Origin of the sequence: Methylobacterium sp. Leaf118 (genome assembly GCF_920984675.1) — a bacterium.
In the GTDB taxonomy this organism is placed as follows: Bacteria; Pseudomonadota; Alphaproteobacteria; order Rhizobiales; family Beijerinckiaceae; genus Methylobacterium.
In genome coordinates this window covers 1-22,491 of sequence record NZ_CAKLBV010000004.1, presented here as the reverse complement: position 1 = coordinate 22,491, position 22,491 = coordinate 1, and the positions used below count along the sequence as shown (strand labels likewise).

Here is a 22,491-nt window from a genome sequence, read left to right as displayed (position 1 = left end):
GACCGTCCCGTTCGCCGCAGGCTCGGGCACCGCGGCTGCATCTAGGCCCTGGCGCGGCGTTGACGAAGGGCACCCGCGGCGAATTGCGCCCTCAGCCTCGTCCGCGGTGGAGAGAGCGACGACCGGAGCGCGCGAGAAAACCCCCGGTTAAGCCTAAGCGCCTATCACCGGACCATCGAGCCTGGTGTTGAAAGGAGCGCCGATGACCAGGGACCAACTCGCGACCGAACTGAAGCGCATGGCCTCCTCGCAGGTCAGCGACATCGAGCGCGCGGTCAAGGCGGGCCACAAGACCATCGCCCTGAACGAGCTGGCCGATCTCGACCGGCAGCTCAAGGCGCTCGCCACCGCCCTCAAGGCCAAGCCGGCGGTTCGCGCCTGACCAGACCGCCCGGGCCGCACCGGGCCCGGGGGCGAGCCCCCGGGGCGGCGCGTCCCTGGCCGGCGGACTCGCATGCGTCGCGCGCGTGGCAGAACCGTCCGGCTCGCAGGAACGTGACGCTTGATCGCTTGTCTCGGCCGCCGGGCCAGGGCTGTCTTCGGTCCCTCACCGAATGGGAGACGGCCGATGGCGCCGCGCGATCCCCTGCTCACCCCCATCCCGATCGCCGAACTTCGGCCCACCCAGATGACGGTCGGCCTGCGCGAGGTGGCGGAGAAGCGCCGCCGCTGGCGGGCGCACGACGCCGACAAGAAGGCGGCGTTCCTCGGCGCGCACATGATCCCGGTGCTGCTCGGCCCGAAGAAGCGCTTCTACGTGATCGATCATCACCACCTCGCCCGGGCGCTGCTGGAGGAGGAGGTCGAGAGCGTGGCCGTCACGGTCGTGGCCGACCTGCACCATCTCAACAAGGAGGCCTTCTGGACGGTCGCCGACCACAAGGCCTGGGTCCACCCCTACGATGTCGAGGGCCGGCGGGTCGCGTTCTCGAAGATCCCGAAGCGCATCGCCGATCTTGCCGACGATCCCTTCCGCAGCCTTGCGGGGGAGCTGCGCCGCGCTGGCGGCTTCGCCAAGGACACGACGCCCTTCAGCGAGTTCCTGTGGGCGGACTTCCTGCGGCGCACGATGAAGCACGACACGGTCGAGAACGACTTCGCGGCGGCCCTCGAGCGGGCCCTGCGCCTTTCGAAATCGCCGAAAGCCGGCTACCTGCCCGGTTGGTGCGGGCCGATCGACGGCTGAGCCCAACGTCCCGCTCCCGGGACGAGGCCGAGCGCGCCGACGGCCGCGACGAGGGCGAGCCCCGCGGCAATTACGGCGTTCCAGCCCGCGAGCGAGAGGCCGAGGAAGCGCCATGCGGCGGTCGTGCAATCGACCGGGCGCACGGTCTCCAGGCTCTTGAGGAAGTCGCCGACATCGGCCGGACCGGCGCCTGCGCCGCCGCCGCAATCGTTGGGCCCCGGCCAGAACGCCCATTCGGCGCCCGCATGGTAGACCCCGAGCCCGGCCCCATAGAGCATCACCAGCGCCACCAGTCCGAGCGCGAACCGGGCCGGGCGCGGCGGCAGGAATGCGGCGAGGAGGGCGAGCGGAACCGTCAGGTAATAGGGCACGCGTTCCGTCAGGCAGAGCTTGCACGGCACGTAGCCCAGGCCGTGCTCGAACACGAGGGCGCCGCCGACGGTCAGCGCCGCCCCGAGGGCGACCCCGAAGGCGAGCATGCGCACGGTCACAGCACCACCTTGAAGGCGACGAAGCCGAGGAGAATCACGGCGACGAACAGACCCGCCACGACGTTGAGGTGGCGGTCGAGCACCGCGCGGATGCCGACCCCGTAGCGCCCGAGCAGGCCGGCCAGCAGGAAGAAGCGGGCGCCGCGGGTCACGATGGACAGCACGGTGAACCAGAACAGAGAATAATGGGCGAAGCCCGAGGTGATGGTGACGAGCTTGTAGGGGATCGGCGTCAGCCCTTTGAGCAGGATCACCCAATGCCCGTAGGTGGCATAGGAGGCCTGGAAGGTCTCGGCCTTGTCGGAGAGGCCGTAGAGCTTGAACAGCCACTGCCCCACGGAATCGAACAGCAGCGCGCCGATGGCGTAGCCGAACAAGCCGCCGAGCACCGAGGCGACGGTGGCGATGGTGGCGTAGAGCCAGACCCGGTCCGGTCGGCTCACCGCCATCGGCACCAGCATCGCGTCCGGCGGCACGGGAAAGAACGAGCTCTCGGCGAACGACACCGCCCCGAGCGCCCAGGGCGCCGACGGCTTGGCGGCGAGGGCGAGTATCCACTCGTAGAGACGGCGGATCATGGGGCCTCGTTGGCGTTCGGGTGAGCGGCGCCCTTTCAGCACAGATGCGCTCCGGAGGCGAGAGCACGGTCTGGGCGGACGCCGGGGAGAGGGTACGGTCCGGCGCGCCCGGTCGCGTCGCCGGGTGGGCCGGATCCGTCGCGGCGGGGGAAAATTCGGTCTGGCCCGGGCGCCCGGGCTGTGCCATGAGGCGGGACCGTCGCGGGTATGGCGGAATTGGTAGACGCGGGCGACTCAAAATCGCCAGCCGCAAGGCGTGGGGGTTCGATTCCCTCTACCCGCACCATCGGCCCGTCTCCGGGAAGGGCCCCCTTCCCGGATGGGAAATCCGATCCCTTCCAGCGATTGGTGGTGGATCGTCAGCGCGACATCATCGCGTAGGCCTGGATGCCGGCGGGCGTCATGATCACGACGAACAGCACCGGCAGGAAGAACAGGATCATCGGGACGGTCAGCTTCGGCGGCAGTGCGGCGGCCTTCTTCTCGGCCTCGTTCATGCGCTGGTCGCGGCTCTCCTGAGCGAGCACCCGCAGCGCCTGGCCGAGCGGCGTGCCGTAACGCTCCGCCTGGATCAGCGCCGTGGTCAGCGCCTTCACCGGCTCCAGGCCGGTGCGGAGGGCGAGGTTCTCGTAGGCGGCGCGGCGCTCCGGCAGATAGGACAACTCGGCGGTGAGAAGCGCCAGCTCCTCCGCCAGCACGCCCGACTGGGTGGTGATCTCCACGCTGACGCGGCGGAAGGCGGTCTCGATCGACATGCCGGATTCGACGCAGATCAGGCACATGTCGAGCGCGTCGGGCCAAGCCTTGCGGATGTCGAGCTGCCGCTTGCCAGTGATGTTGGTGAGGTAGATCTCGGGCAGCTTGAAGCCGATATAGGCGGCCACGAGAACGATGCCGGCGCGGATCAAGAACGGCTGATCGAGCACTTCCAGCACGAACAGGTACAGGACCGCGCCGACGGTCACGATGCTCGGCGTCACGAGGCGGAAGAACAGGAACGCGGTCTCGGCCCCCGCGCCGCGGTAGCCCGCCAGGGTCAGTTTGGACTTGGCGGTGTCCGTGCCGAGCCAGCGAGTCAGATTGAATTGCTCGACGACCCGCTTCATGTAGACCTTCGGCTCGCTCCGCAGCGTGCCCCGGCTCGTCAGCCGCTCGCGCTCGCGCATCCGGATCTGCTCGCGCTCGTCGCTGACGAGCTTCATCCGCTTGCCGAGGAGGTCGGTCTCGACGAAGGGCTGCAGCACCGTCAGGAGGGTCGCGGTGACGGCCACGGCCATCAGCACCATCGCCATGAAGCGCGGCGAGAGGGCAGTCTCGATGAGCTGTTCAAACATCGGCCACGGTCCCGGGCGTGAAATGGCCCCCGCGCCGGGCGCGGGGTCGTGTCAGTGTCGGCGCAACGGGTCGGCCATGACCAGGCCTCGCGAGAGACCCCGATGCGGCTTGGTCGGGGGCCGCATCAGACCTCGAAGTTGATCATCTTCTTCATCACCGTGATCCCGATGCCCATCCACACCGCCGAGATCGCCAGCGCCAGCTTGCCGATCGTCGTGGTCCACAAGAGCGAGATGTAATCCGGATTCGAAAGGTAGGTGGTGCCGGCCACCACGAAGGGGAGCGAGGCGATGATCATGGCCGAGACCTTCGCCTCCATGCTCATCGCCGCGATCTTGCCGGACATCTTCTTGCGCTCGCGCAGCACCCGCGACAGGTTGCCGAGCGCCTCCGAAAGATTGCCGCCCGCCTTGGCCTGGATGCCGATCACCACGGCGAAGAAGTTCACCTCCGTGACCGGCACGCGCTCGTACATCCGCAGGATCGCGTCGCCCATCGGCAGGCCGAGGGTTTGCGCCTCCATCGCCACGCGGAACTCGCTGCGCAGCGGCTCCTTGGCCTCGCGGGCGATGATGCGCAGGCAGTCGCCGAGGGGGATGCCCGAGCGTAGGCCGCGCACGACGACGTCGATGGCGTTGGGCAATTCGTCGATGAAGGCGGCGATGCGCCGCGTCTGCATCCGCTTCAACATCCAGGCCGGCGCCCCGAAGAAGGCGACGAACAGCACGAAGAGAGACAGGAACGGCAGGCCCGTCACGAACAGCACGGCGAGCGCCGCCCCCACGGCCGCGAGGCTTGCGACCGCGTAGTACTTGCGCCGGCCCCAATCGAGCCCGGCTCGGGCGATCCGGAGTTCGAGGGTGACCTTGGTCTTGTCCTTCTTCGCCTCGAGCTCCTTGAGGCTCTTGGCGACCTGATCGCGCCGACTCGCGGCCGCGTTGCGCTCGCCGACGACCGCGCGGGTCTGACCGAGGGCCTTGCGGCGCTGCTCGGCTCGCCGCTCGCCCGAGAGCCAGGGCATCAGGGCCACGTAGGCGAGCGAGCCCGCCGCCACGGCGACGAGTCCGACCGCGAGCGGAAGGTTGGCCGCGCTCACGTCTCGATCCCCGTGGGGGCGGCGGCGTCGAGGGCCTCGGCCAGAGCCCGCTCCTCGCCGTAATAGCGGGCCCGCTCCCAGAAGCGCGGCCGGCCGATCCCGGTCGAGCGGTGGCGGCCGATCAGGCGTCCGTTGGCGTCCTCGCCGAGCACGTCGTAGACGAACAGATCCTGGGTGATGATGACGTCGCCCTCCATCCCCATCACCTCCGTGATGTGGGTGATGCGCCGGGAGCCGTCGCGCAGGCGCATGGCCTGGATGACGATGTCGATGGAGCCCGTGATCATCTCGCGCAGGGTGCGCGAAGGCAGCGAGAAGCCGCCCATGGTGATCATCGACTCGATTCGGGCGAGGCATTCGCGCGGGCTGTTCGCGTGGAGCGTGCCCATCGAGCCGTCGTGGCCGGTGTTCATCGCCTGGAGGAGGTCGAAGGCCTCCGGTCCGCGGACCTCGCCGACGATGATCCGCTCGGGCCGCATGCGCAGGCAGTTCTTGACGAGGTCGCGCATGGTGACCTGGCCCTGGCCCTCCAGGTTCGGCGGCCGGGTTTCGAGACGCACCACGTGGGGCTGCTGGAGCTGAAGCTCCGCGGCGTCCTCGCAGGTGATGATCCGCTCGTCGTTCTCGATATAGGCGGTGAGGCAGTTGAGCAGGGTCGTCTTGCCCGATCCGGTGCCGCCCGAGATAACGACGTTGCAGCGGACCTTGCCGATGATCTGCAGGATGCGGGCGCCCTCGGGGGAGATCGCGCCGAAGCGGACGAGCTGGTCGAGGGTGAGCTTGTCCTTCTTGAACTTACGGATCGTCAGGACCGGCCCGTCGATGGCGAGCGGGGGGGCGATGACGTTCACGCGGGAGCCGTCCGGGAGGCGCGCGTCGCAGATCGGCGAGGATTCGTCGACGCGCCGGCCCACCTGGCTGACGATGCGCTGGCAGATGTTCATCAGCTGCTGGTTGTCGCGAAAGCGCACGCTCGTGAGCTGGATCTTGCCGCTGACCTCGATGAAGGTCCGGTCGGCGCCGTTCACCATCACGTCGGCGATGTCGTCGCGGGCGAGCAGCGGCTCGAGCGGGCCGTAGCCGAGTACGTCGTTGCAGATGTCGTCGAGCAGTTCCTCCTGCTCCGCGATCGACAGGACGATGTTCTTGAGGCCGATGATCTCCGAGACGATGTCGCGGATTTCCTCGCGCGCCGCCTCGCCGTCGAGGCGGGCGAGCTGGGCGAGATCGATCGCCTCAATTAGCGCGCCGAAGATCATGCTCTTCGTGCGGAAGTAATCCTCCGACTTCTGCGGCGCCGGTGCCGGCGCGGCCGTATTCGCCCGCGGGGGCGGCGCCTCCGGACGGGCCCGCCCCTCGTCCTGAAGGACCGGGGCCGGGGACGCCGCCTTGGCCGGAATCACCGGTGCGGGGGCGGAGACGGCGTTGGAGCGTCGACCGAACATGGCGCCGCGCCTTCAGGAGAGCGGATGAGGAAGGGCGGATGACACCGTCAGGACGCCTTCCTGCGGGTGAGCCGGGCCAGGAGCGGCTCCAGCAGATTGACGCGGGCGCGCCGCGTCTCCGCCCGGCCCGTGACGAGCGCGGCGAGGTCCGAGAAGATCTCGGCGGGTTTCGAGCCGGCCTGGACCTCGGCGATCATCTGTCCGTTATTGGCAGCGGTCCCGAACAGGGCCGGATCGAAGGGGATCGTCGCCTGGATGGTCGTATCGAGGGCCTTGGCGAATTCCGCCGGGGCGATCTCGGGCCGCTTGGGCATCCCGGTGCCGTTGAGGATCACCCGGGCCTGGGTGTCGTTGGGGCGGTTCTGCTGGAGCAGGGCGAGCAGGTTCTTGGTGTTGCGCAGCGAGGCGAGATCGGGCGATGCGACGATCAGGATCTCGTCGGCGGCGATCAGCACCCGGCGCGTCCAGGCCGACCAGTGGTGGGGCACGTCGAGCACGATGCAGGGCACCGCCGCGCGCAGGAGGTCGGTCAGGGCATCGAAAGCCGGCTCGGTCAGGTCGGTGGTGCGATCGAGCGTCGCGGGCGCCGAGAGCAGGCTCAGGTTGTCCGCGCATTTCGACAGCAGCCGGTCGAGCAGGTTGGCGTCGAGCCGCTCGGGCGCGAACACCGCCTCGGCGATGCCCTGGGGCGGATCCTGGTTGAAGTTGAGGCTCGCCGTGCCGTAGGCGATGTCGAGATCGGCGATGACGGTCGAGGTGCCGAGCTCCCGCGCGACCGTCCAGGCAAGGTTGTGGGCGACCGTCGAGGCGCCCACGCCGCCGCGGGCGCCGTAGACCGCGACGGTGCGCCCGACCGGCTTCGCGCCGGGGGCCGAGAACAGGTCCGACACCGCCGCGATCAACGCCACCGGCTCCACCGGGGCCATCAGGTACTCGCTCACGCCCCGCTGAATGAACTGCCGGTAGAGCAGCACGTCGTTCACATGGCCGACGACGAGGACCTTCGTGCCCTCGTCGCAGACCTCGGCCAGCTGATCGAGGCATTCAAGCGGGCGCGACTTGGTGCCAACGAATTCCAGCAGGATCACGTTGGGCGTCGGGGCGTGCCGGTAGGCTTCCACCGCCGCCGCGCCGCCGCCCATCTGCACCTTGACGTGCGCCTTCTGCATCCGGCGGTCGGACACCACGGATTCGATGATCGCGGCGGTCTCCGGCGTCTCGCAGAAGGCCTGGATCGTGATCCGGGGCACCGGGGCGATCGTCCGCTCTGAGGCCTCGTGGATGTCCGGCATGACGGGGTTTCCGGTTCGGGTTCGGGGGGACGCAGCAGAGCGGGGAAGAGCTTAGTTCCCGACCTCGTCCTTGACGTTCGTCTTCCCATCTTGACGCCACTGCGTTGACGGATCCTTGCCCTCGCGCAGTTGGCCGATGTCCTTGGTCCGGCGCACGGTGTCGATGCGGCCCTCGGGGCGCCCGCGCACGAGGTCGATCGGGTCGGCGACCTGGGCGGCGACGTTCGACTGCATGGCGCAGCCGAGGTTCCAGTTGGGCTCGTTCGACCAGTCGGACCGCACGTCGCTGACGCCGAGGTCCTGCGGCCAGAGCCCACACTTGCTGGAGACCTTGGCCTGCATCCGCTGGAAGCTCAGCCGCACCGGGCTGGCGAGTCCGGGATTGGCGATCGGGTAGCCGCCGATCAGCCAGCCGCCGGGGGGCAGGCCGATGTCACCCCCGAGGCGGCGGATCGCCGCGCCGGTGCGCTCGACCGGGCCGGTCAGCGCCGGCGCGACGCCCCGGGGCAGTTCCATCGTGATCTGGCCGCGGCCGTAGCGGCGATACTCGATCAGGAAGGCCTCGAGGTCGGCGGCCTGGCGCGGGTCGAGATGACCGATGCCGGTGGGGAAGATGTCGAGGGTCCGGTCGGAATCGGCGAGCACGATCGGGTGCCGGGTGCGCACGTCGATCGGGTAGGTCGAGCCGGTCGTGGCGACCCGGTCGGCGCGGCAGGCGCCGAGCAGTCCGGCGACGGCCAGTACGGCCAGCGGCGGGAGCGAGCGCGCGAGAGGACGAGAAAGGGAGGACATCGGTCGTCGATCCTGCTGGGGCGTCGCGCCCGCGATCCATCTGATCCGGCCGGGCATCGCGCCCGACCCGCTGCGCGTGGTGCCGTCAATCGGCGATGAAGCCGACGCGTCCGCGATAGGCCGGTCCCAGCGTGCCGCCGCCGACCTTGCCGTAGAGACGGTTGAGCCGTCCCAGCAGCACCGCCTGGCCATCGGGCGCATCGACGAAGCCGTCGTCGGGCCGCTGCACCTGCCGCGCCTCCATCGGCTGCGCGATGTAGGGGGTGACCATGATCATCAGTTCGGTCTCGTCGCGCTGGTAGTCGCGCGAGCGGAACAGCGCGCCGATGATCGGCAGGTTCATGACGCCCGGCAGGCCGCTGATGGCCGCCTTGTTCTTCTGCTGGATCAGGCCGGCGGTCATCATCGTCGCGCCGGAAGCGAGCTCGACCGTCGTTTCTGAGCTGCGCTTGGTGGTGGCCGGCACCGGGGTCGGGCGGTTGTTCAGGTAGTAAGTGAAGCTGTTCTGCGGATCGAGCTCGACGACGTCCGTCGCGACCCGCACGGAGATGCGGTTCTCGGCCAGGACCACCGGCGTGAACGACAGGCTCACGCCGTAGGGCTTGTAGGTGAGCGAGACGACGCAGCTTTGATTGATGGCGGTCCCTACCGCCACGGTCGAGGAAGCCGAGCAGTTCGTCGGGACTGGGATCTCGCCGCCAGCCGTGAACTTGGCGGCTTCGCCGGAGATCGCCGTCAGCGTCGGCTCCGCGAGGATACGCGAGACACCGGCTCGCTCGAAAGCCTTCAACGTTGCCTGCAACGAGAAGCCTCCAGCCTTTACGGACGCTGTGAGCTGATTGGCCACCGGTGAATTGGTGCCCGTCAGCGGAAACCCGGTTTCATTTGCAAGAAACGAGTTACCTGTCTGAAGCATATCGACCGGATTCAGGGCGCTCCAATTGCCGTAAGCGTTAATCCCGAACTGCTTGATAACGCTGCGCGAAACCTCGACCACGGTGACGCGCAGCATCACCTGATCCTTGTTGCGCACCGACAGATTGTTGATCACCGCGCCGCGCACGCCCGCTCCCGCGCCGCCGCCGATGCCGACGAAGGCGTTGGCGATGTCGATCGCCTGCTGGGCCTCGGAGGCCGAGCCGACGCTACCGGAAAGCACGATCGAGTCGCCCACCGCTTTCACGTCGAAGCGGCCCGCGGGCAGGCTCTGCTGGAGCGATTGCTTCAAGACGTTGATGTCGCGGGCGATGGTGACGTCGAGCGCCGCGATCTGGCGGCCCTCCGCGTCCATCACGAAGATCGAGGTGGCGCCGTTCTCGATCCCGATCAGAAACAGCTTGCGGCTGGAGCGGACCACCGCGTTGGCGACGGCCGGATTGGCCACGAACACTTCCTTGGCGTCCCGGGGCAGATCGACGATGAGCGAGCGACCCTTGGTCAGCTCGACCTTGCGCGACTGGCCGGATTCGGACGGGCTGACCGTCAGGACGGGCGAACCGCCCACCTGGCCGAGGACCGGCGCCGGGCCGAGGGCGAGGCAGGTGCCGGACAGGAGGGCGACGGCGATCGCCCGGGAGCGGAATTCAAGCGACATCGTTCTCGTCCTCACCGGCGCTGCTGCTTGGCGACGCCGAAGCGCACCACCGTCATGGCTCCCTCGGATTCCGCATCCGCCACCACCGTGGGCTGCCCGGCATCCTGCACGCTGCGCAGCACCAGGGAGAGCTGCCCGACCCGCTGCGCGAGGGTGACGATTTCGGCCTGCGCCGGGGTCAGCGCGAGGGTGGCGGTCTCGGCGGTCACGACGTTCACGCCGCCCTTCTCCTGGACGATCTGGCCGACTGCGAGCACGCGCACATCGGACAGCAGCGTTTCAGCGAACTGGTCGTTGGCACCGCCGCTTTCGTCGCGGGCGGTCTTGATCACGTCCACGTGATCGTTGGGCAGGATGAAGCCGCCGGCCGAGCTCGAGCCGCGATTGTCGGTGGTGATCGCCACCGCCCGCATCCCGGGGGGCAGGATCGCCGACATGAAGCCGCTGCCGGCCTTGACCAGACGCTCATGCCGGATCGGCTCGTTGGCGGAGAAGGGTGTGCGGACGATCGAGCCGACCGCGTCCTCGAGCCCCTTCGGCGACGCCTTCTTCTCGACGTAGGAGGGGGAGAGCGCCTGATCGGGCCAGGACATCCAGCGCAGATCCTCGGGCTTGAGGGTCTGGCCCATGGGAAGATCGGCGGCCGCGACCAGCACCTCGGACAGGGCCATCTGGGCGGTCGGCTCGATCCGCAGCACCGGCTCGGGCAGCTTCTCCTCGCCACTCATCAGGAGGGCGGCACCGCAGCCGGCGACGATCGCGACGGTCAGGACGGCGAGACGGGCAGGTTTCATGGCGGGCGTTCGACCGTGCCGACGGCATTCCCGCCGTCATGCTCCGAGATTTGCCCGAGATTGGTGTAGTTAAGGTTAACTGCTCGTCACCAATGGCTTTCCGGGTTCGTCCCGTTTGGTCGGGGGAAATGGGTTGGCCCCAAACGCGAAACGGCCGCCCCGGGGGCGGCCGCGTGCCGTCGTGGCAGGCTCGCTCGACGATTACATCAAGGCGAGGCGCTCCCAGCCTGCGGCGTCCGGCATGACGATCAGCGCCGCCGCCGCGAGGGCGATCCCGTAGGGAATGCCGGTCCGGCTGTCATGCAGATGCACGGCGAAGGGAAGCCGGCTGGTCGCCATCGGCAGGGGGAAGGAGCGGGCATAGAGAATAGCGAGGGTCAGCCCTCCGCCGAGGACGGAGGCGACGATCAGGTAGTCGGCCAAGTGGCCGATTCCGAGCCAGAGCGCGGTCCCGGCGGCGAGCTTGGCGTCTCCGCCTCCCACCCAGCCGCGGGCGAACATGGCGAAGGCCACGAGGAGGGTCAGGCCCCCGGCGGCGAGATGCCAGCCGAGTTCGGCCAGCGCCATGCCGCTCACCAGAGCGTAGATCGCGAAGGCCGCGACCACCAAGCCCGTGACGCGGTTCGAGATCCGCATGGTCAGGAGGTCGCTCGCGGCCGCGTAGGCCATCAGGAACGGGAAGGCGATGCAGAGAAAGAGGTTGGCTGTGCTCATCGTCGGAGGTCACTTCCTGCGAACGCTGCGTCCGGCCTGATCGGGTCAGTCCGGCCTTGTCAGCTCCGTGGCTTGCCGCGGATGGTCTCGACGAACCGGTCTGGTCCGGATCGGCCGGCGCCCCTGACGGCGCCGCGGGGTCGGTCGGCCCCGGCACAACGAGATCGGCATCCCGTCCGGCGCGGATCTCGCCGCAGCCGGATGGGATGCGCGAAGGTCCCCGACAACCGATGGGGCGATGCGCCCCACGTGTGTCGGCAGAAGCGGCTTACTGGATCTTGGCAGCCTGGGTCTGGATGGCGTCGCCCATGGTCTCGAAGGCCGCCTTCAACTTGCCCTGGAAGGCGGTGAAGATGGCGACGATGGCAATGCCCATCATGGCGGCCACGAGGCCGTACTCGATGGCGGTGGCACCGGACTCGTCGGCAACGAAGCGCTTGGCAAGATTCATTCGCTGGGTCTCCTGCGTGTGATGGACCTCCGGAGCCTCCCGAAATCCGGGCGAGGCCGGAATTCGGTGGCATCGGGGGCGGTGGATCGGGGTGGGCAAGGTGACGATCTCTGCGATCCGCCGGGTCGATGAAGTCGGCCGGCGGCGTCGCCAGCGCGGAAGCGAGAGCGTCCTCGCTTACTGGATCTTGGCGGCCTGGGTCTGGAGGGCCGTGCCCATGGTCTCGAAGGCCGCCTTCAGCTTGCCCTGGAAGGCGGTGAAGATGGCGACGACGGCGATGCCCATCATGGCGGCCACGAGGCCGTACTCGATGGCGGTGGCGCCGGACTCGTCGGCAACGAAGCGCTTGGCGATGTTCTGCACGGGAATCTCCACTTGAACTCTAGTTCCGAACGACCGTCGAAAGTCTGTTCAGGCTTCGATCGGCGACAGGGCTAGAATTAGTCCCGCCAGGTTGCGTTTGGGTTAAATGGATCTCAGAACCGCGCTTCCGGACGGGACTTCTTTTCTTGAGTTAACGATGGGTTTCTTGGATCGCCGACGGCCGATCCATCGGCCCGGGCGCGCATGGCAAGCCTTTGACCGGGGCTGCCGGCCTCGGCCGAAGGGCGCTTTAGCGGTTCCTTCACCACTTTCCGGTCTCATGAGAACCGCGAGACGAAAGCCCGTCCGCAGGCCGGCGCCTGCGAGAGGCGGGCGGCACTCTCCTCGCGCGACCGGATCGACCGCCCATGCCCCGCCTGCGCCCCGCCCTTCGTACGGCCCGCGTTGCCGCCCCGGCGCTGCTGACGCTTCTCGCCCTCGCGGACGGCGCCCGCGCCATCGAGCCGATGCCGCAGAGCGTCGTCTCCGTGTCCGTCGACAATGCGAAGGTGATCCGCCTGCCGGAGAAAACCGCCACGGTGATCGTCGGAAATCCGCTGATCGCCGACATCACGCTTCAGAAGAGCGGCATCGTGGTGCTCACCGGCAAAAGCTTCGGCAGCACGAATCTGATTGCCCTGGACGGCAAGGGCGCGATGCTCGCCGAGTCGACCATCAGCGTGCAGGCCCCGGAGGCCTCGATCATCACCGTGCACCGCGGTCTCGATCGGGAATCCTATTCCTGCACCCCGAACTGCCAGCCCTCGGTCCAGCTCGGCGACGCCCAGAAATACTTCGCCGACACCAGCGGCCAGGCCGAGCAGCGCCGCAGCCTCGCGAGCGGCAGCAAGTAGCCGTCGCCAGAGCCTGCGGATCCGCTCGTCCGTTTAGATCGTCTGATTGTAGGCGCCGACCTCCGGGTGCTGGCGCAGCACGCCGTCGACGGCCTTGAACATCGCCTGCAGCCGCGCCTCGGAGACCGGGCTCTCCACCACCACGACCAGTTCCGGCTTGTTCGAGGAGGCCCGCACGAGGCCCCAGGTGCCGTCCTCGGTCGTCACCCGCACTCCGTTGACCGTCACGAGGCTGGTGATCGCCTGACCGGCCACGCTCTCGCCGGTCGCCTGCATCGCCCGGAACCGCTCGGTCACCGCCTCGACCACGCCGTACTTCACCTCGTCGGCACAATGCGGCGACATCGTCGGCGAGCCCCAGGTCTTCGGCAGCGCCCGGTAGAGGTCGGCCATCGATGTGTGTGGATTGCGGTCGAGCATCTCGATCACCGCGATCGCGGTGAGAAGCCCGTCATCGTAGCCGCGCCCGATCGGCTCATTGAAGAAGAAATGGCCGGATTTCTCGAAGCCCGCCAGCGCGCCGAGTTCGTTGACGCGGCGCTTGATGTAGGAGTGGCCCGTCTTCCAGTAATCCGTCTTGACCGCGCGCGATTGCAGCTCCGGGTCGGCGGCGTAGAGCCCGGTCGACTTCACGTCGACCACGAAGGTCGCGCCGGGATGCAGCTTCGACAGGTCGCGGGCGAGCATCACGCCGATCTTGTCGGCGAAGATCTCCTCGCCCTGGTCGTCCACCACACCGCAGCGGTCCCCGTCGCCGTCGAAGCCGAGGCCCACATCGGCGCCGGTCTCCTTCACCTTGGCCGCGATGGCGTGCAGCATCGCCATGTCTTCGGGGTTCGGGTTGTAGCGCGGGAAGGTGTAGTCGGGCTCGACATCCAGCGGGATCACCTCGACGCCGAGGCGCTCCAGGAGCTGCGGGGCGAAGGCGCCGGCCGTGCCGTTGCCGCAGGCCGCGACCACCTTGAGCTTGCGCGAGACCGGCTTGGCCCGGGCAACGAGATCCTTGAGGTAGGTTTCCGCGAACCCCTCGACGAACTCGTAAGAGCCGCCGTCGCGGTACTGATAGGTGCCGCCCGTGACGATCTCCTTCAGGCGGCCCATCTCCTCCGGACCGAAGGTCATCGGGCGGTTGGCGCCCATCTTCACGCCGGTCCAGCCGTTGTCGTTGTGCGAGGCCGTGACCATCGCCACGCAGGGACAATCGAGGGCGAACTGGCCGAAATACGCCATCGGCGAGAGGGCGAGGCCGATATCCTTCACCCGAAGGCCCGCCGCCTGCATCCCGGCGATGAGCGCGAGCTTGATCGAGGAGGAGTAGCTGCGGAAGTCGTGGCCGGTGACGATGTCGGGCCGCACGCCGCGTTCGTGCACCAGGGTACCGATCCCGAGCCCGAGGGCCTGGACCCCCATCAGGTTGATCTCCTCAGGGAACAGCCAGCGGGCGTCGTACTCGCGAAAGCCCGTGGGCTTCACGAGAGGCAACTGCTCGAAGGCGAAGGTGTTGGGGTCGAGCTTCGGCAGCGGCTTGGGAAACATCGCGGACCCCTCGCGTCGTCGGTGGCGGTACCGGCTGTAGCCCGTAAGGCGCGGCGAGGGGAAGCGTGGGCGCACCGCCTCGCCGACTGGGGAATCCTCAGAACACCCGTTTCTCGCGGATGTCGCCGTTGAAGCCGACATGCAGCAAGCGCTCGCGCCCGTCCGTCCCCTTGGCGGCCACGTCGAGGTGGCGCGGCCCGCGGCCGGCGACCCGCACGTCGGTATAGCCGGCGGCCTCCACCTTCGCCTTGAGGGCGGGCAGGTCGATCTCGGGGCCGAGGCCGACCTTGTCCTTCATCCAGTCGAAGCCCCCGGGAGCGGGCCCGCCGGATGGCTTGAGGCTCGTGACGGTGCCGTCGGCCCGCGTGAGGGAAGCGGCGTGCAGGAAACCCTTCTCGAAGCGGCCCCGCACCGTCACGGTCTCGCCCTTGCGCACGACCTCGCTGCCCTCGCCGTGCCGGCCGGTCTCGACCAGGGCCCGGCCGCTCCCATCCTGCAGGATGAACTTGTTGCCGAAGATCTCGGCGACCTCGCCCTTCACCGCCACGGCGCCGGAGGGCGCGAGGGCGGAGATCGCCACGGGCTCCAGCGGCGTCGTCTCGATCCCGCCCTTCTGAGCGAGGGAGAGGCCAGTGGCGCCGAGCGCCAGCGGCAACGCCAGCGCGCCGACGACGAGGCCGCGGCGGAGGGCGGGGCGGCGACGCGCGGCCGGGACGGGGTTGAGGGAGGGCTGGTCGGTCATCGGGGAAATCCTGCGAAGCGGGAGCGGGAGACATCTCCGGTCGAACGTCCGTCCGCCGGGATGGAGACGGTTTTGGGGGGACGCCCGAAATCCGGCCTGAACCCACCGGTTCAGTTTCGGTTAAAGGTCGGCGCCTAATGGGCGACGCCCGTTCCGGAACACCCCTGCGAGGCCTTCGACGCCGATGAAGCTGCTGCTCGCCGAGGACGACGCCCCGCTCGCCGCGGAACTCCTGCGGGCGCTGCGGGCCGAGCATTTCGCGGTCGACCATGCGGCGAACGGCGAGGACGCCCGGCATCTGGGTGAGACGGAGCGCTACGACGCGGTGGTGCTCGATCTCGGCCTGCCGGTCGTCGACGGCGTGACGGTTCTGCGCGACTGGCGGGCGGCGGGACTGACCCTTCCGGTCCTGATCCTCACCGCGCGGGATGGCTGGAGCGACAAGGTCGCGGGCTTCAAGGCGGGGGCCGACGACTACCTCGTCAAGCCGTTCCGGGTGGAGGAGTTGGTGATCCGCCTGCGCGCTCTGGTGCGCCGGGCCAGCGCCCACGGCGCCGCCCGGATCACCTGCGGTCCCCTCGTCTACGATGCCGGGCTCGGCAGCTTCGAGCGGGACGGGCTGCCGTTGCGCCTCACCGGGCTCGAATGGCGCGTCCTGACTTGCCTGATCCTGCGCAAGGATGCGGTGGTCCCACGCGATGCGCTCATCGAGCGGGTCTATGACGGCGATGCCGACGTGGATTCGAACTCCGTCGAGGTCATCATCACCCGGTTGCGTCGCAAGATCACGCCGGCCCGCATCGAGGCCGTGCGCGGCCACGGCTGGCGCCTCCATGCGGAACCCGAGCCGTGACGCCGCCGCCGGACGCGACCGCCGAGCGCCGCGGCGGCTCGCTTCAGCGGCGCCTCTTTCTCGGAGCGCTCGTCTTCGTGACGCTCGCCCTCGTGGTGGCGGGCCTCGCCATCGGCCTCGTGCTGCACCGCTTCGCCCGCGGCCAGATCGACGCCCGGCTCGACGGCGCGCTGTTCGCGATCCTGGCGGACCTTGGACCCGGCCGGAGCGGCCTGACCCTGACCCGGCCGCATGACGGGCCGCCCTTCGACCGCGACCTGTCTGGCTGGTACTGGCAGGTCCGGACCGGCGACGCGGTGTTGCGCTCCGCCTCGCTCGCGGGGTTCGATCTCGCCCTGCCGCCCATCCGCGAGACGCCCCCCGGGAGGCCCCGCCCGGCCGACGGCACGGGCCCACGCGGCGAGGCTCTGATCCTGCGCGTCCTGTATCGTCCCGGTGACGCCAGGGCACCCGATACGGTTCTCGTGGCCTCGGCGCCGGCAGCAACCCTGCACGGTCCCCTGCGCGAGGCCGGCCGGACCCTCGCCGTGGCGCTCGGCCTGCTCGGGCTCTGTCTGCTCGCGGGCATCGCGCTTCAGGTGCGGCTGGGCCTGCGCCCGCTGCGGAGGCTACGGGACGATCTCGCGGCGGTTCGGGCTGGGACGCAAACCCGCGTGCCCGCCGGGCAACCGGAGGAGATCCGCCCGCTCGTGGTGGAGTTGAACCTGCTGCTCGATCAGAACGAAGCCAATCTCGAGCGCGCCCGTGCGCATGTCGCCAATCTCGCCCACGGCCTGAAAACACCCCTGGCGACGTTGGCCTTGACCGCCGAACGCCATGCGGCGCCCGACCTCGCGCCCCTCGTCGCATCGATGGATCGCCAAGTGCGCCACCACCTGCGCCGTGCCCGCGCTGCCGCCCTCGGCGGTCCGGCGCGGGCGCGCGCCGACCTTCGCGCGCATGTCGACGATCTGGCCGGAACGCTCGCCCGTCTGCACGCGGAGCGCGGCCTCGCCATCGACGTGGAGATCTCGGCGGGGATCCCAGTCGCCTGCGACGCGCAGGATCTCGACGAGATGCTCGGCAACCTGATCGACAATGCCTGCCGCTGGGCCCGTCAGCGGGTGCGGATTCGCGCCGAGCGAGCCGGCATCCAAGTCGAGGTGCGGGTCGAGGACGATGGCCTCGGTCTGACGCCGCAGCAGACAGCCCAAGTTCTGCAGCGCGGCCGTCGCCTCGACGAGAGCATGCCCGGCCATGGATTCGGCCTGCCCATCACGCTCGAACTCGCCGAACTCTACGGTGGGTCGCTGCATTTGGAGCGATCCGACCTCCACGGGTTGTGCGCCCGATTGCGCCTTCCGGCCTGACCCTCGAGGCAAGCCGGCCGCCGCGTCGGCGGCGGCCGGAGAGCATTACTTCTCGGCCTTGCTGTCGCTGCTCGTGGCGCTCGCCGCTCCCGAGCCCTGACCCACCGCGCCGGTGGCGTCGGAGGCGCCGGCCTTGTTCTTGTCGAAGCCCGCGGCGTTAGGCGAGCCCTGCATCTTATTGGCTTCGCCTGGCTTCATCGGCTGGCCGGGCGCCGTGGAGGAGGCGCCGGGCTGCTCCGTGGCGAGGGCGACGCCACCGAGGGCGAGCGTGGCGAGAACGACGAGGGACGCGCGTGTCATGGTTTCCTCCATTTTTGTTCGATGTCTTGGGACTGATGTCTTGGGACTACGGAAACGAAATTTCGGTGAGGTGTGTTCCTGCCTTCGCAGGCATGATCTTGTTTGGCGAAACGATCGACCGCGATGGTCTTCATGGACACTTCGGGTGGCCCTGGATTTATTGCGCAGCGCAATATCCCCGCAGGACGATCACCCGAGGCGGAGCCCGCAGACGTCACCGAAGGCCGTTGCCAGGTTCCGCCTTTGCGTGTAAGGCCCGCCCGCGCCCTTGAGACACCCTTGGAGGCACGGGCGCGCTGGGGAACGGTTGGGCCGTCCGCTTCGGGCGGCCTTTGTCGTTGGCTCAGGCCCATTATTCGAGAAGGATCACGCCATGAGCGCCACCAAGACGCTTGAGGCCGTGGCACGCGACCGGGTCGGCAAGGGGGCCGCCCGGGCCGTTCGTCGCCAGGGCCAGATTCCCGCCGTCATCTATGGCGGCAACCAGGCTCCGCAGGCCATCGCCGTCGACCTCATCCGCACCCGCACGCTGATCTACGCCGGCGGCTTCAAGACGACGCTGTTCGACATCACGGTCGGCGGCAAGAAGACCCGCGCGATCCCGCGCGACTTCCAGCTCGATCCGGTCACCGGCGTGCCGCTGCACGTCGACTTCCTGCGCGTCGTCTCCGGCCAGACCGTGACGGTCGACGTGCCGGTCCACTTCCTCAACGAGGAGAACGCGCCGGGCATCAAGCAGAAGGGCGGGACGCTCAACGTCGCCCTGCACACGCTCTCGCTCGACGTCGCCCCCGACCAGATCCCCGACGCGGTCGAGATCGACCTGACCGGTCGCGACATCGGTGATGTGATCCACGTCTCCGACGTCAAGATCCCGGCCGGCACCTATACCGGCGAGGCGACCGACACGATCGCCAACATCCTGCCGCCGACGGTGCTCGGCGCCGAGGTCGAGGCCGAGGAGGCCGCGATCGCCGAGGCGCAGTCCGCCGAGGCCGCCGAGGAGAAGGCCGAAGAGGCCGAAGAGGCCGAGGGCGACAAGCCCGCCGACTCCGAGGCGTGATCCGGACGGGCGCTCGCGCGCCCGGCCCGCTCTCATCGATGCCCTGGCCCCTGGCCGGGGCATCGTCGCATTCGGAAGGGGCGACCCATGCGGCTCATCGTCGGCCTCGGGAATCCGGGCCCGCGCTACGCGCGCAACCGTCACAATATCGGCTTCCTGGCCGTGGACGAGATCGCCCGCATGCACCGCGCGAGCCCGTTCCGCCGCCGCTTTCAGGGCGAGGCGGCCGAGGTCACCCTCGGGACGGAGCGCGCGATCCTGCTCAAGCCCCAGACCTTCATGAACGAATCCGGCCGTTCGGTCGGGGAAGCGCAGCGCTTCTTTAAGATCGCGCTGGCCGACGTGATCGTGCTCCACGACGAACTCGATCTCGCCCCGGCCAAGCTTCGGGTGAAGCTCGGTGGCGGCAATGCCGGTCATAACGGGCTGCGCTCGATCACGGTGCAATGCGGCAACGACTATCGGCGGGTGCGCCTCGGCATCGGCCATCCCGGAGACAAGGCGCTGGTTCACGCCTACGTCCTCAACGACTTCGCCAAATCCGAGGAGCCCTGGGTCGAGGATCTCTGCGGTGCGGTGGCCGACCACGCGCCCGTTCTCGCCGCGGGCGACGATGCCAGCTTCCAGAACAAAGTGCATCTCGCCATGGCGGGGCGCGGCTGGGAGGCGGTGAAGACACCCGCGGAGGCCGGCAAGGCCAAGGCCCGGGACACGAATTGACACGGCGCTGCCGGAGTCCGATGGAGCCCGCAACCGGGCGCGGCTCCCGACCCCATCCCACCGACCTGTAGGACCAGCCATGGGCTTCAAATGCGGCATCGTCGGCCTGCCGAACGTCGGCAAGTCGACCCTCTTCAACGCGCTGACCCAGACCGCGGCGGCGCAGGCGGCCAATTACCCGTTCTGCACCATCGAGCCGAATGTCGGTGAGGTGGCGGTGCCCGATCCGCGGCTCGACGCGCTGGCGAAGATCGCCGCGTCCAAGGAGACCATCCCGACCCGGCTGACCTTCGTGGACATCGCTGGACTGGTACGCGGCGCCTCCAAGGGCGAGGGCCTCGGCAATCAGTTCCTTGCCAATATTCGCGAGGTCGATGCCATCGCCCACGTGGTGCGCTGCTTCACCGACGGCGACGTGACCCATGTCGAGGGCAAGGTCGATCCGATCGCCGACATCGAGACCATCGAGACCGAGCTGATGCTCGCAGACCTCGACAGTCTCGAGAAGCGGGTCGTGGCCTTGGAGAAGCGCGCCAAGGGCTCGGACAAGGAGGCCAAGGAGTTCCTCGACCTCGTGAATCGAGCCCTTCCACTGCTGCGGGAGGGCAAGCCCGCCCGCGTCGTCGAGCGCAAGCCCGAGGAGGAGCGGCTGTTCCAGCAACTCGGTCTGATGACGGCGAAGCCGGTGCTCTACGTCTGCAACGTCGATGAAGGCGACGCCGACAAGGGCAACGCTCATTCCCAGGCGGTGTTCGACCGGGCCAAGGCGGAGGGCGCCGTCGCCGTCGTGGTCTCAGCCAAGATCGAGAGCGAGATCGTGGTGATGCCGCTGGCCGACCAGGGCGATTTCCTGGAGGCGGTCGGCCTGGCCGAACCCGGCCTCAACCGGGTGATCCGGGCGGGCTACGATCTCCTCGGCCTCGTCACCTACTTCACCGTCGGCCCGAAGGAAGCCCGGGCCTGGACGATCACCAAGGGAACCCGGGCGCCGGCGGCGGCAGGCGTGATCCACACGGATTTTGAGAAGGGTTTCATCCGCGCCGAGACCATCGCCTACAAGGACTACACGACGCTGAACGGCGAGGCGGGCGCCCGCGATGCCGGCAAGCTCAGGCTCGAAGGCAAGGACTACATCGTGCAGGACGGGGACGTGCTGCACTTCCGCTTCGCCAACTGACGGGTTCGGGCGTGACGCTGCAAAAGCGCCACGACCGGCCTCTGACGCCGGCCGAGGCGGTCGCCCTGCAGACGCGCCTGCGTGCGGAGGTCGTGGCGGACCGCCCGATTGATCTGGCGACGGTCCACCTCTTGGCCGGCGTGGGTTTGAGCGTGAAGAACGAGCGTTCCCGCGCGGCGGTCGTGGTGGCGATCTTCCCTGATTTTCGCGGCGCCCGAGCAGCCGACGCCGTTCCCCGTTATCCCGGGCCTCCTGAGTTTCCGGGAGGGGCCGGTGCCGGATCGAACCTACCCGACCCGATCCACCGCGCATACGAGGCTGCCGGCCGGTTCTGACGGCTGCCTCGGAAGGCCCGCCCGTGGTAGCCGATCGCGCAACGCGCCACCGCATTGTCGGCCTTCCATGACGCTCCTCTCCTTCGACGACCTCGCTCCGGGCCAGGACTACACCGCCGGTCCGCTCACGGTGACGCGGGACTCGATGATCGCCTTCGCGCGCGACTACGATCCGCAGCCCTTCCACCTCGACGAGGCGGCAGCGAAGGACACGTTCGTCGGCACGCTGATCGGATCCGGCTGGCAGACGGCGGCCCTCGGGATGCGCCTGCTCGCCGAGGCGCTGATCCTGCGCTCCACCTCGATGGGCTCTCCGGGGATCGAACGGCTGCGCTGGCTCAAGCCCGTTCTTCCGGGCGACAGGCTGAGCGCCCGGGTCCGGATCGAGGAGGTGCGCGCCTCCACCTCCAAACCCGACCGGGGGATCGCGCGCCTCGCGATGACCCTCACGGACGCGCACGGCGCCCCGGTGATGACCCAGTCCTTCGCGGTGATGTTCGCCCGGAGAGGGGCGACGCCGACGCCCCGCGTCGTGTCGCGCGAGCCTGGGTCTGATGCCGCATCGCAGGACGACGCGGAGGTCATCCCGTACCTCGGGGAGGCCGCGATCGGGAGTCTGCGCGACCTCGGCACGCATCGCTTCGACGCGGAGGACATTCTCGCCTTCGCGAGGCTCTACGATCCCCAAGTCTTCCATACAGATCCGGAGGCCGCGCGGGCGACGCATTTCGGGGCGCTGTGCGCCTCCGGTTGGCAGATCGCGGCGGTGTGGATGAAGCGGCTTCACGCCACCTTCGCCCGCGACCGCGCGCTGACCGCGCGTTCGGGCCCGGTGCCGCAGTTCGGCCCGTCGCCGGGTTTCCGGGATATGCAATGGCTGCGTCCGGTCTATGCGGGCGACACGCTCCGCTATGCCAGCCGCCTCGTCGACCGGCGCGCCTCCGCATCCCGGCCCGGTTGGGGCATCGCGACGCATCACAACACGGCGGAGAACCAGCACGGCGAGCCGGTCTTCGCTTTCACCGGCTCGGTCTTCTGGCAATGGGCGCCCTGATCGAATGCGCGAGGGGGCGAGGCGTGCGCAAAGGCTCCCTCCCCTCCCCTCCCCTCCCCTCTCTCGAGCGGAGGCTTTCGAGTCATCGTCCTTGCAGGGCCCCGAACGCAAAAAGCCACCTGATCGGGGGCTGCGGGTGGTGGGGTGGGGGATGTTTTGGTTGCGGGGGTAGGATTTGAACCTACGACCTTCAGGTTATGAGCCTGACGAGCTACCGGGCTGCTCCACCCCGCGGTGATGGTCGATCCGGACCGAAGGCCGGCAGGGACGCCGGGTGTGGCGCGCCGGCTGGGGTCCGGGATCGTGGGTGAGGGAATGGGGGGACGAGGACGTGCGCTGGGCAGGCCTGGCGGCGACCGACTCTCCCGTGTCTTGAG

The 22,491-nt window shown here is 68.9% G+C and carries 25 protein-coding genes and 2 tRNA genes; 11 read left to right on the top strand and 16 right to left on the bottom strand.

From position 1 onward, the window contains the following. Positions 1 to 202 precede the first annotated feature (202 nt). Positions 203 to 382 (top strand): hypothetical protein, encoded by a 180-nt coding sequence (locus tag LW587_RS02860; protein ID WP_232628094.1) that lies wholly within the window; start codon positions 203 to 205, stop codon positions 380 to 382. 186 nt (positions 383 to 568) lie between these two features. Next, the gene (locus tag LW587_RS02855; RefSeq protein ID WP_232628093.1) at positions 569 to 1,186 is read left to right on the top strand and encodes a ParB-like protein; all 618 of its coding nucleotides are present in this window, start codon (positions 569 to 571) and stop codon (positions 1,184 to 1,186) included. Here LW587_RS02855 and LW587_RS02850 read toward each other — a convergent pair. Then, positions 1,150 to 1,665, bottom strand: coding sequence for a disulfide bond formation protein B (locus LW587_RS02850; RefSeq protein WP_232628206.1), 516 nt, complete (start codon positions 1,663 to 1,665; stop codon positions 1,150 to 1,152). The two genes, LW587_RS02855 and LW587_RS02850, sit on opposite strands and share 37 nt — an antisense overlap. 8 nt (positions 1,666 to 1,673) lie before the next feature. Further along, the gene (locus tag LW587_RS02845) at positions 1,674 to 2,255 is read right to left on the bottom strand and encodes a YqaA family protein (RefSeq protein WP_232628092.1); all 582 of its coding nucleotides are present in this window, start codon (positions 2,253 to 2,255) and stop codon (positions 1,674 to 1,676) included. 201 nt (positions 2,256 to 2,456) lie between these two features. Here LW587_RS02845 and LW587_RS02840 point away from each other — a divergent pair. Beyond that, positions 2,457 to 2,541, top strand: a tRNA-Leu gene (locus LW587_RS02840). Positions 2,542 to 2,614: 73 nt separating this feature from the next. Here the strand turns inward: LW587_RS02840 and LW587_RS02835 are convergent. The 10 genes from LW587_RS02835 to LW587_RS02790 form a co-directional block, all read right to left on the bottom strand. Continuing rightward, a complete protein-coding gene (locus tag LW587_RS02835) occupies positions 2,615 to 3,589 on the bottom strand; it encodes a type II secretion system F family protein (RefSeq protein ID WP_232628091.1) in 975 nt (324 codons plus the stop codon). Positions 3,590 to 3,714: 125 nt separating this feature from the next. Then, positions 3,715 to 4,686, bottom strand: a complete 972-nt coding sequence (locus LW587_RS02830; protein WP_232628090.1) for a type II secretion system F family protein — start codon at positions 4,684 to 4,686, stop codon at positions 3,715 to 3,717. Continuing rightward, positions 4,683 to 6,131, bottom strand: a complete 1,449-nt coding sequence (locus LW587_RS02825) for a CpaF family protein (RefSeq protein WP_232628089.1) — start codon at positions 6,129 to 6,131, stop codon at positions 4,683 to 4,685. The genes LW587_RS02830 and LW587_RS02825 overlap by 4 nt, the downstream gene beginning before the upstream one ends. Before the next feature lie 47 nt (positions 6,132 to 6,178). Beyond that, a complete protein-coding gene (locus tag LW587_RS02820; RefSeq protein WP_232628088.1) occupies positions 6,179 to 7,423 on the bottom strand; it encodes an AAA family ATPase in 1,245 nt (414 codons plus the stop codon). 51 nt (positions 7,424 to 7,474) lie between these two features. After that, entirely contained in the window at positions 7,475 to 8,215 is a 741-nt protein-coding gene (locus tag LW587_RS02815; RefSeq protein ID WP_232628087.1) for a CpaD family pilus assembly protein, read from the bottom strand. A gap of 85 nt (positions 8,216 to 8,300) precedes the next feature. Beyond that, entirely contained in the window at positions 8,301 to 9,809 is a 1,509-nt protein-coding gene (locus tag LW587_RS02810; RefSeq protein WP_232628086.1) for a type II and III secretion system protein family protein, read from the bottom strand. Positions 9,810 to 9,820: 11 nt separating this feature from the next. Then, entirely contained in the window at positions 9,821 to 10,603 is a 783-nt protein-coding gene (gene cpaB / locus LW587_RS02805) for a Flp pilus assembly protein CpaB (protein WP_232628085.1), read from the bottom strand. A gap of 201 nt (positions 10,604 to 10,804) precedes the next feature. Next, positions 10,805 to 11,317 (bottom strand): A24 family peptidase, encoded by a 513-nt coding sequence (locus tag LW587_RS02800; protein WP_232628084.1) that lies wholly within the window; start codon positions 11,315 to 11,317, stop codon positions 10,805 to 10,807. Positions 11,318 to 11,585: 268 nt separating this feature from the next. Next, positions 11,586 to 11,768, bottom strand: a complete 183-nt coding sequence (locus LW587_RS02795) for a Flp family type IVb pilin (protein WP_232628083.1) — start codon at positions 11,766 to 11,768, stop codon at positions 11,586 to 11,588. A 177-nt stretch (positions 11,769 to 11,945) separates the two neighbouring features. Then, positions 11,946 to 12,131 (bottom strand): Flp family type IVb pilin, encoded by a 186-nt coding sequence (locus LW587_RS02790; RefSeq protein WP_232628082.1) that lies wholly within the window; start codon positions 12,129 to 12,131, stop codon positions 11,946 to 11,948. Between the two features lie 368 nt (positions 12,132 to 12,499). Here LW587_RS02790 and LW587_RS02785 point away from each other — a divergent pair, with 368 nt between their 5' ends. Then, positions 12,500 to 12,985 carry a pilus assembly protein N-terminal domain-containing protein gene (locus tag LW587_RS02785; protein ID WP_232628081.1) on the top strand — a complete coding sequence of 162 codons (486 nt, stop codon included), beginning with the start codon at positions 12,500 to 12,502 and terminating at the stop codon, positions 12,983 to 12,985. Between the two features lie 33 nt (positions 12,986 to 13,018). On the opposite strand, the gene LW587_RS02780 is transcribed toward LW587_RS02785, so the two are convergent. Both LW587_RS02780 and LW587_RS02775 read right to left on the bottom strand, forming a co-directional pair. Beyond that, on the bottom strand, positions 13,019 to 14,521 hold the full coding sequence (locus tag LW587_RS02780) for a phosphomannomutase/phosphoglucomutase (protein WP_232628080.1): 1,503 nt from the start codon (positions 14,519 to 14,521) through the stop codon (positions 13,019 to 13,021). A 97-nt stretch (positions 14,522 to 14,618) separates the two neighbouring features. Then, complete coding sequence (locus LW587_RS02775) at positions 14,619 to 15,263, bottom strand: DNA-binding protein (RefSeq protein WP_232628079.1); 645 nt, start codon at positions 15,261 to 15,263, stop codon at positions 14,619 to 14,621. A gap of 184 nt (positions 15,264 to 15,447) precedes the next feature. Between LW587_RS02775 and LW587_RS02770 the strand changes: the two genes are divergently transcribed. Next, positions 15,448 to 16,116 (top strand): response regulator, encoded by a 669-nt coding sequence (locus tag LW587_RS02770; RefSeq protein ID WP_232628078.1) that lies wholly within the window; start codon positions 15,448 to 15,450, stop codon positions 16,114 to 16,116. Continuing rightward, positions 16,113 to 17,465, top strand: a complete 1,353-nt coding sequence (locus LW587_RS02765; protein WP_232628077.1) for a sensor histidine kinase — start codon at positions 16,113 to 16,115, stop codon at positions 17,463 to 17,465. The genes LW587_RS02770 and LW587_RS02765 overlap by 4 nt, the downstream gene beginning before the upstream one ends. A 45-nt stretch (positions 17,466 to 17,510) precedes the next feature. Here the strand turns inward: LW587_RS02765 and LW587_RS02760 are convergent, their stop codons facing one another. Then, complete coding sequence (locus LW587_RS02760; protein WP_232628076.1) at positions 17,511 to 17,765, bottom strand: hypothetical protein; 255 nt, start codon at positions 17,763 to 17,765, stop codon at positions 17,511 to 17,513. Positions 17,766 to 18,138: 373 nt separating this feature from the next. Here LW587_RS02760 and LW587_RS02755 point away from each other — a divergent pair, with 373 nt between their 5' ends. The 5 genes from LW587_RS02755 (at position 18,139) to LW587_RS02735 (ending at position 22,114) form a co-directional block, all read left to right on the top strand. Beyond that, on the top strand, positions 18,139 to 18,828 hold the full coding sequence (locus LW587_RS02755) for a 50S ribosomal protein L25/general stress protein Ctc (protein ID WP_232628075.1): 690 nt from the start codon (positions 18,139 to 18,141) through the stop codon (positions 18,826 to 18,828). An 87-nt stretch (positions 18,829 to 18,915) separates the two neighbouring features. Further along, positions 18,916 to 19,548, top strand: coding sequence for an aminoacyl-tRNA hydrolase (gene pth / locus LW587_RS02750; protein ID WP_232628074.1), 633 nt, complete (start codon positions 18,916 to 18,918; stop codon positions 19,546 to 19,548). Between the two features lie 79 nt (positions 19,549 to 19,627). After that, positions 19,628 to 20,725, top strand: a complete 1,098-nt coding sequence (ychF, locus tag LW587_RS02745; RefSeq protein ID WP_232628073.1) for a redox-regulated ATPase YchF — start codon at positions 19,628 to 19,630, stop codon at positions 20,723 to 20,725. Positions 20,726 to 20,736: 11 nt separating this feature from the next. Continuing rightward, entirely contained in the window at positions 20,737 to 21,060 is a 324-nt protein-coding gene (locus LW587_RS02740) for a hypothetical protein (protein WP_232628072.1), read from the top strand. A 67-nt stretch (positions 21,061 to 21,127) separates the two neighbouring features. Further along, positions 21,128 to 22,114 (top strand): MaoC family dehydratase, encoded by a 987-nt coding sequence (locus tag LW587_RS02735; RefSeq protein WP_232628071.1) that lies wholly within the window; start codon positions 21,128 to 21,130, stop codon positions 22,112 to 22,114. A 157-nt stretch (positions 22,115 to 22,271) separates the two neighbouring features. Here the strand turns inward: LW587_RS02735 and LW587_RS02730 are convergent. Beyond that, positions 22,272 to 22,348 (bottom strand) — tRNA-Met (locus LW587_RS02730). Positions 22,349 to 22,491 lie beyond the last annotated feature (143 nt).

Bases quoted from the DNA above. Each gene is read 5' to 3' on its own strand.
- LW587_RS02835 (WP_232628091.1), bottom strand. From the start codon at position 3,589: ATGTTTGAACAGCTCATCGAGACTGCCCTCTCGCCGCGCTTCATGGCG.
- LW587_RS02780 (WP_232628080.1), bottom strand. From the start codon at position 14,521: ATGTTTCCCAAGCCGCTGCCGAAGCTCGACCCCAACACCTTCGCCTTC.
- LW587_RS02845 (WP_232628092.1), bottom strand. From the start codon at position 2,255: ATGATCCGCCGTCTCTACGAGTGGATACTCGCCCTCGCCGCCAAGCCG.
- ychF (WP_232628073.1), top strand. From the start codon at position 19,628: ATGGGCTTCAAATGCGGCATCGTCGGCCTGCCGAACGTCGGCAAGTCG.
- LW587_RS02800 (WP_232628084.1), bottom strand. From the start codon at position 11,317: ATGAGCACAGCCAACCTCTTTCTCTGCATCGCCTTCCCGTTCCTGATG.
- LW587_RS02755 (WP_232628075.1), top strand. From the start codon at position 18,139: ATGAGCGCCACCAAGACGCTTGAGGCCGTGGCACGCGACCGGGTCGGC.
- LW587_RS02825 (WP_232628089.1), bottom strand. From the start codon at position 6,131: ATGTTCGGTCGACGCTCCAACGCCGTCTCCGCCCCCGCACCGGTGATT.
- LW587_RS02855 (WP_232628093.1), top strand. From the start codon at position 569: ATGGCGCCGCGCGATCCCCTGCTCACCCCCATCCCGATCGCCGAACTT.
- pth (WP_232628074.1), top strand. From the start codon at position 18,916: ATGCGGCTCATCGTCGGCCTCGGGAATCCGGGCCCGCGCTACGCGCGC.
- LW587_RS02795 (WP_232628083.1), bottom strand. From the start codon at position 11,768: ATGAATCTTGCCAAGCGCTTCGTTGCCGACGAGTCCGGTGCCACCGCC.
- LW587_RS02785 (WP_232628081.1), top strand. From the start codon at position 12,500: ATGCCCCGCCTGCGCCCCGCCCTTCGTACGGCCCGCGTTGCCGCCCCG.
- LW587_RS02815 (WP_232628087.1), bottom strand. From the start codon at position 8,215: ATGTCCTCCCTTTCTCGTCCTCTCGCGCGCTCGCTCCCGCCGCTGGCC.
- LW587_RS02810 (WP_232628086.1), bottom strand. From the start codon at position 9,809: ATGTCGCTTGAATTCCGCTCCCGGGCGATCGCCGTCGCCCTCCTGTCC.
- LW587_RS02820 (WP_232628088.1), bottom strand. From the start codon at position 7,423: ATGCCGGACATCCACGAGGCCTCAGAGCGGACGATCGCCCCGGTGCCC.
- LW587_RS02775 (WP_232628079.1), bottom strand. From the start codon at position 15,263: ATGACCGACCAGCCCTCCCTCAACCCCGTCCCGGCCGCGCGTCGCCGC.
- cpaB (WP_232628085.1), bottom strand. From the start codon at position 10,603: ATGAAACCTGCCCGTCTCGCCGTCCTGACCGTCGCGATCGTCGCCGGC.
- LW587_RS02860 (WP_232628094.1), top strand. From the start codon at position 203: ATGACCAGGGACCAACTCGCGACCGAACTGAAGCGCATGGCCTCCTCG.
- LW587_RS02735 (WP_232628071.1), top strand. From the start codon at position 21,128: ATGACGCTCCTCTCCTTCGACGACCTCGCTCCGGGCCAGGACTACACC.
- LW587_RS02850 (WP_232628206.1), bottom strand. From the start codon at position 1,665: ATGCTCGCCTTCGGGGTCGCCCTCGGGGCGGCGCTGACCGTCGGCGGC.
- LW587_RS02760 (WP_232628076.1), bottom strand. From the start codon at position 17,765: ATGACACGCGCGTCCCTCGTCGTTCTCGCCACGCTCGCCCTCGGTGGC.
- LW587_RS02770 (WP_232628078.1), top strand. From the start codon at position 15,448: ATGAAGCTGCTGCTCGCCGAGGACGACGCCCCGCTCGCCGCGGAACTC.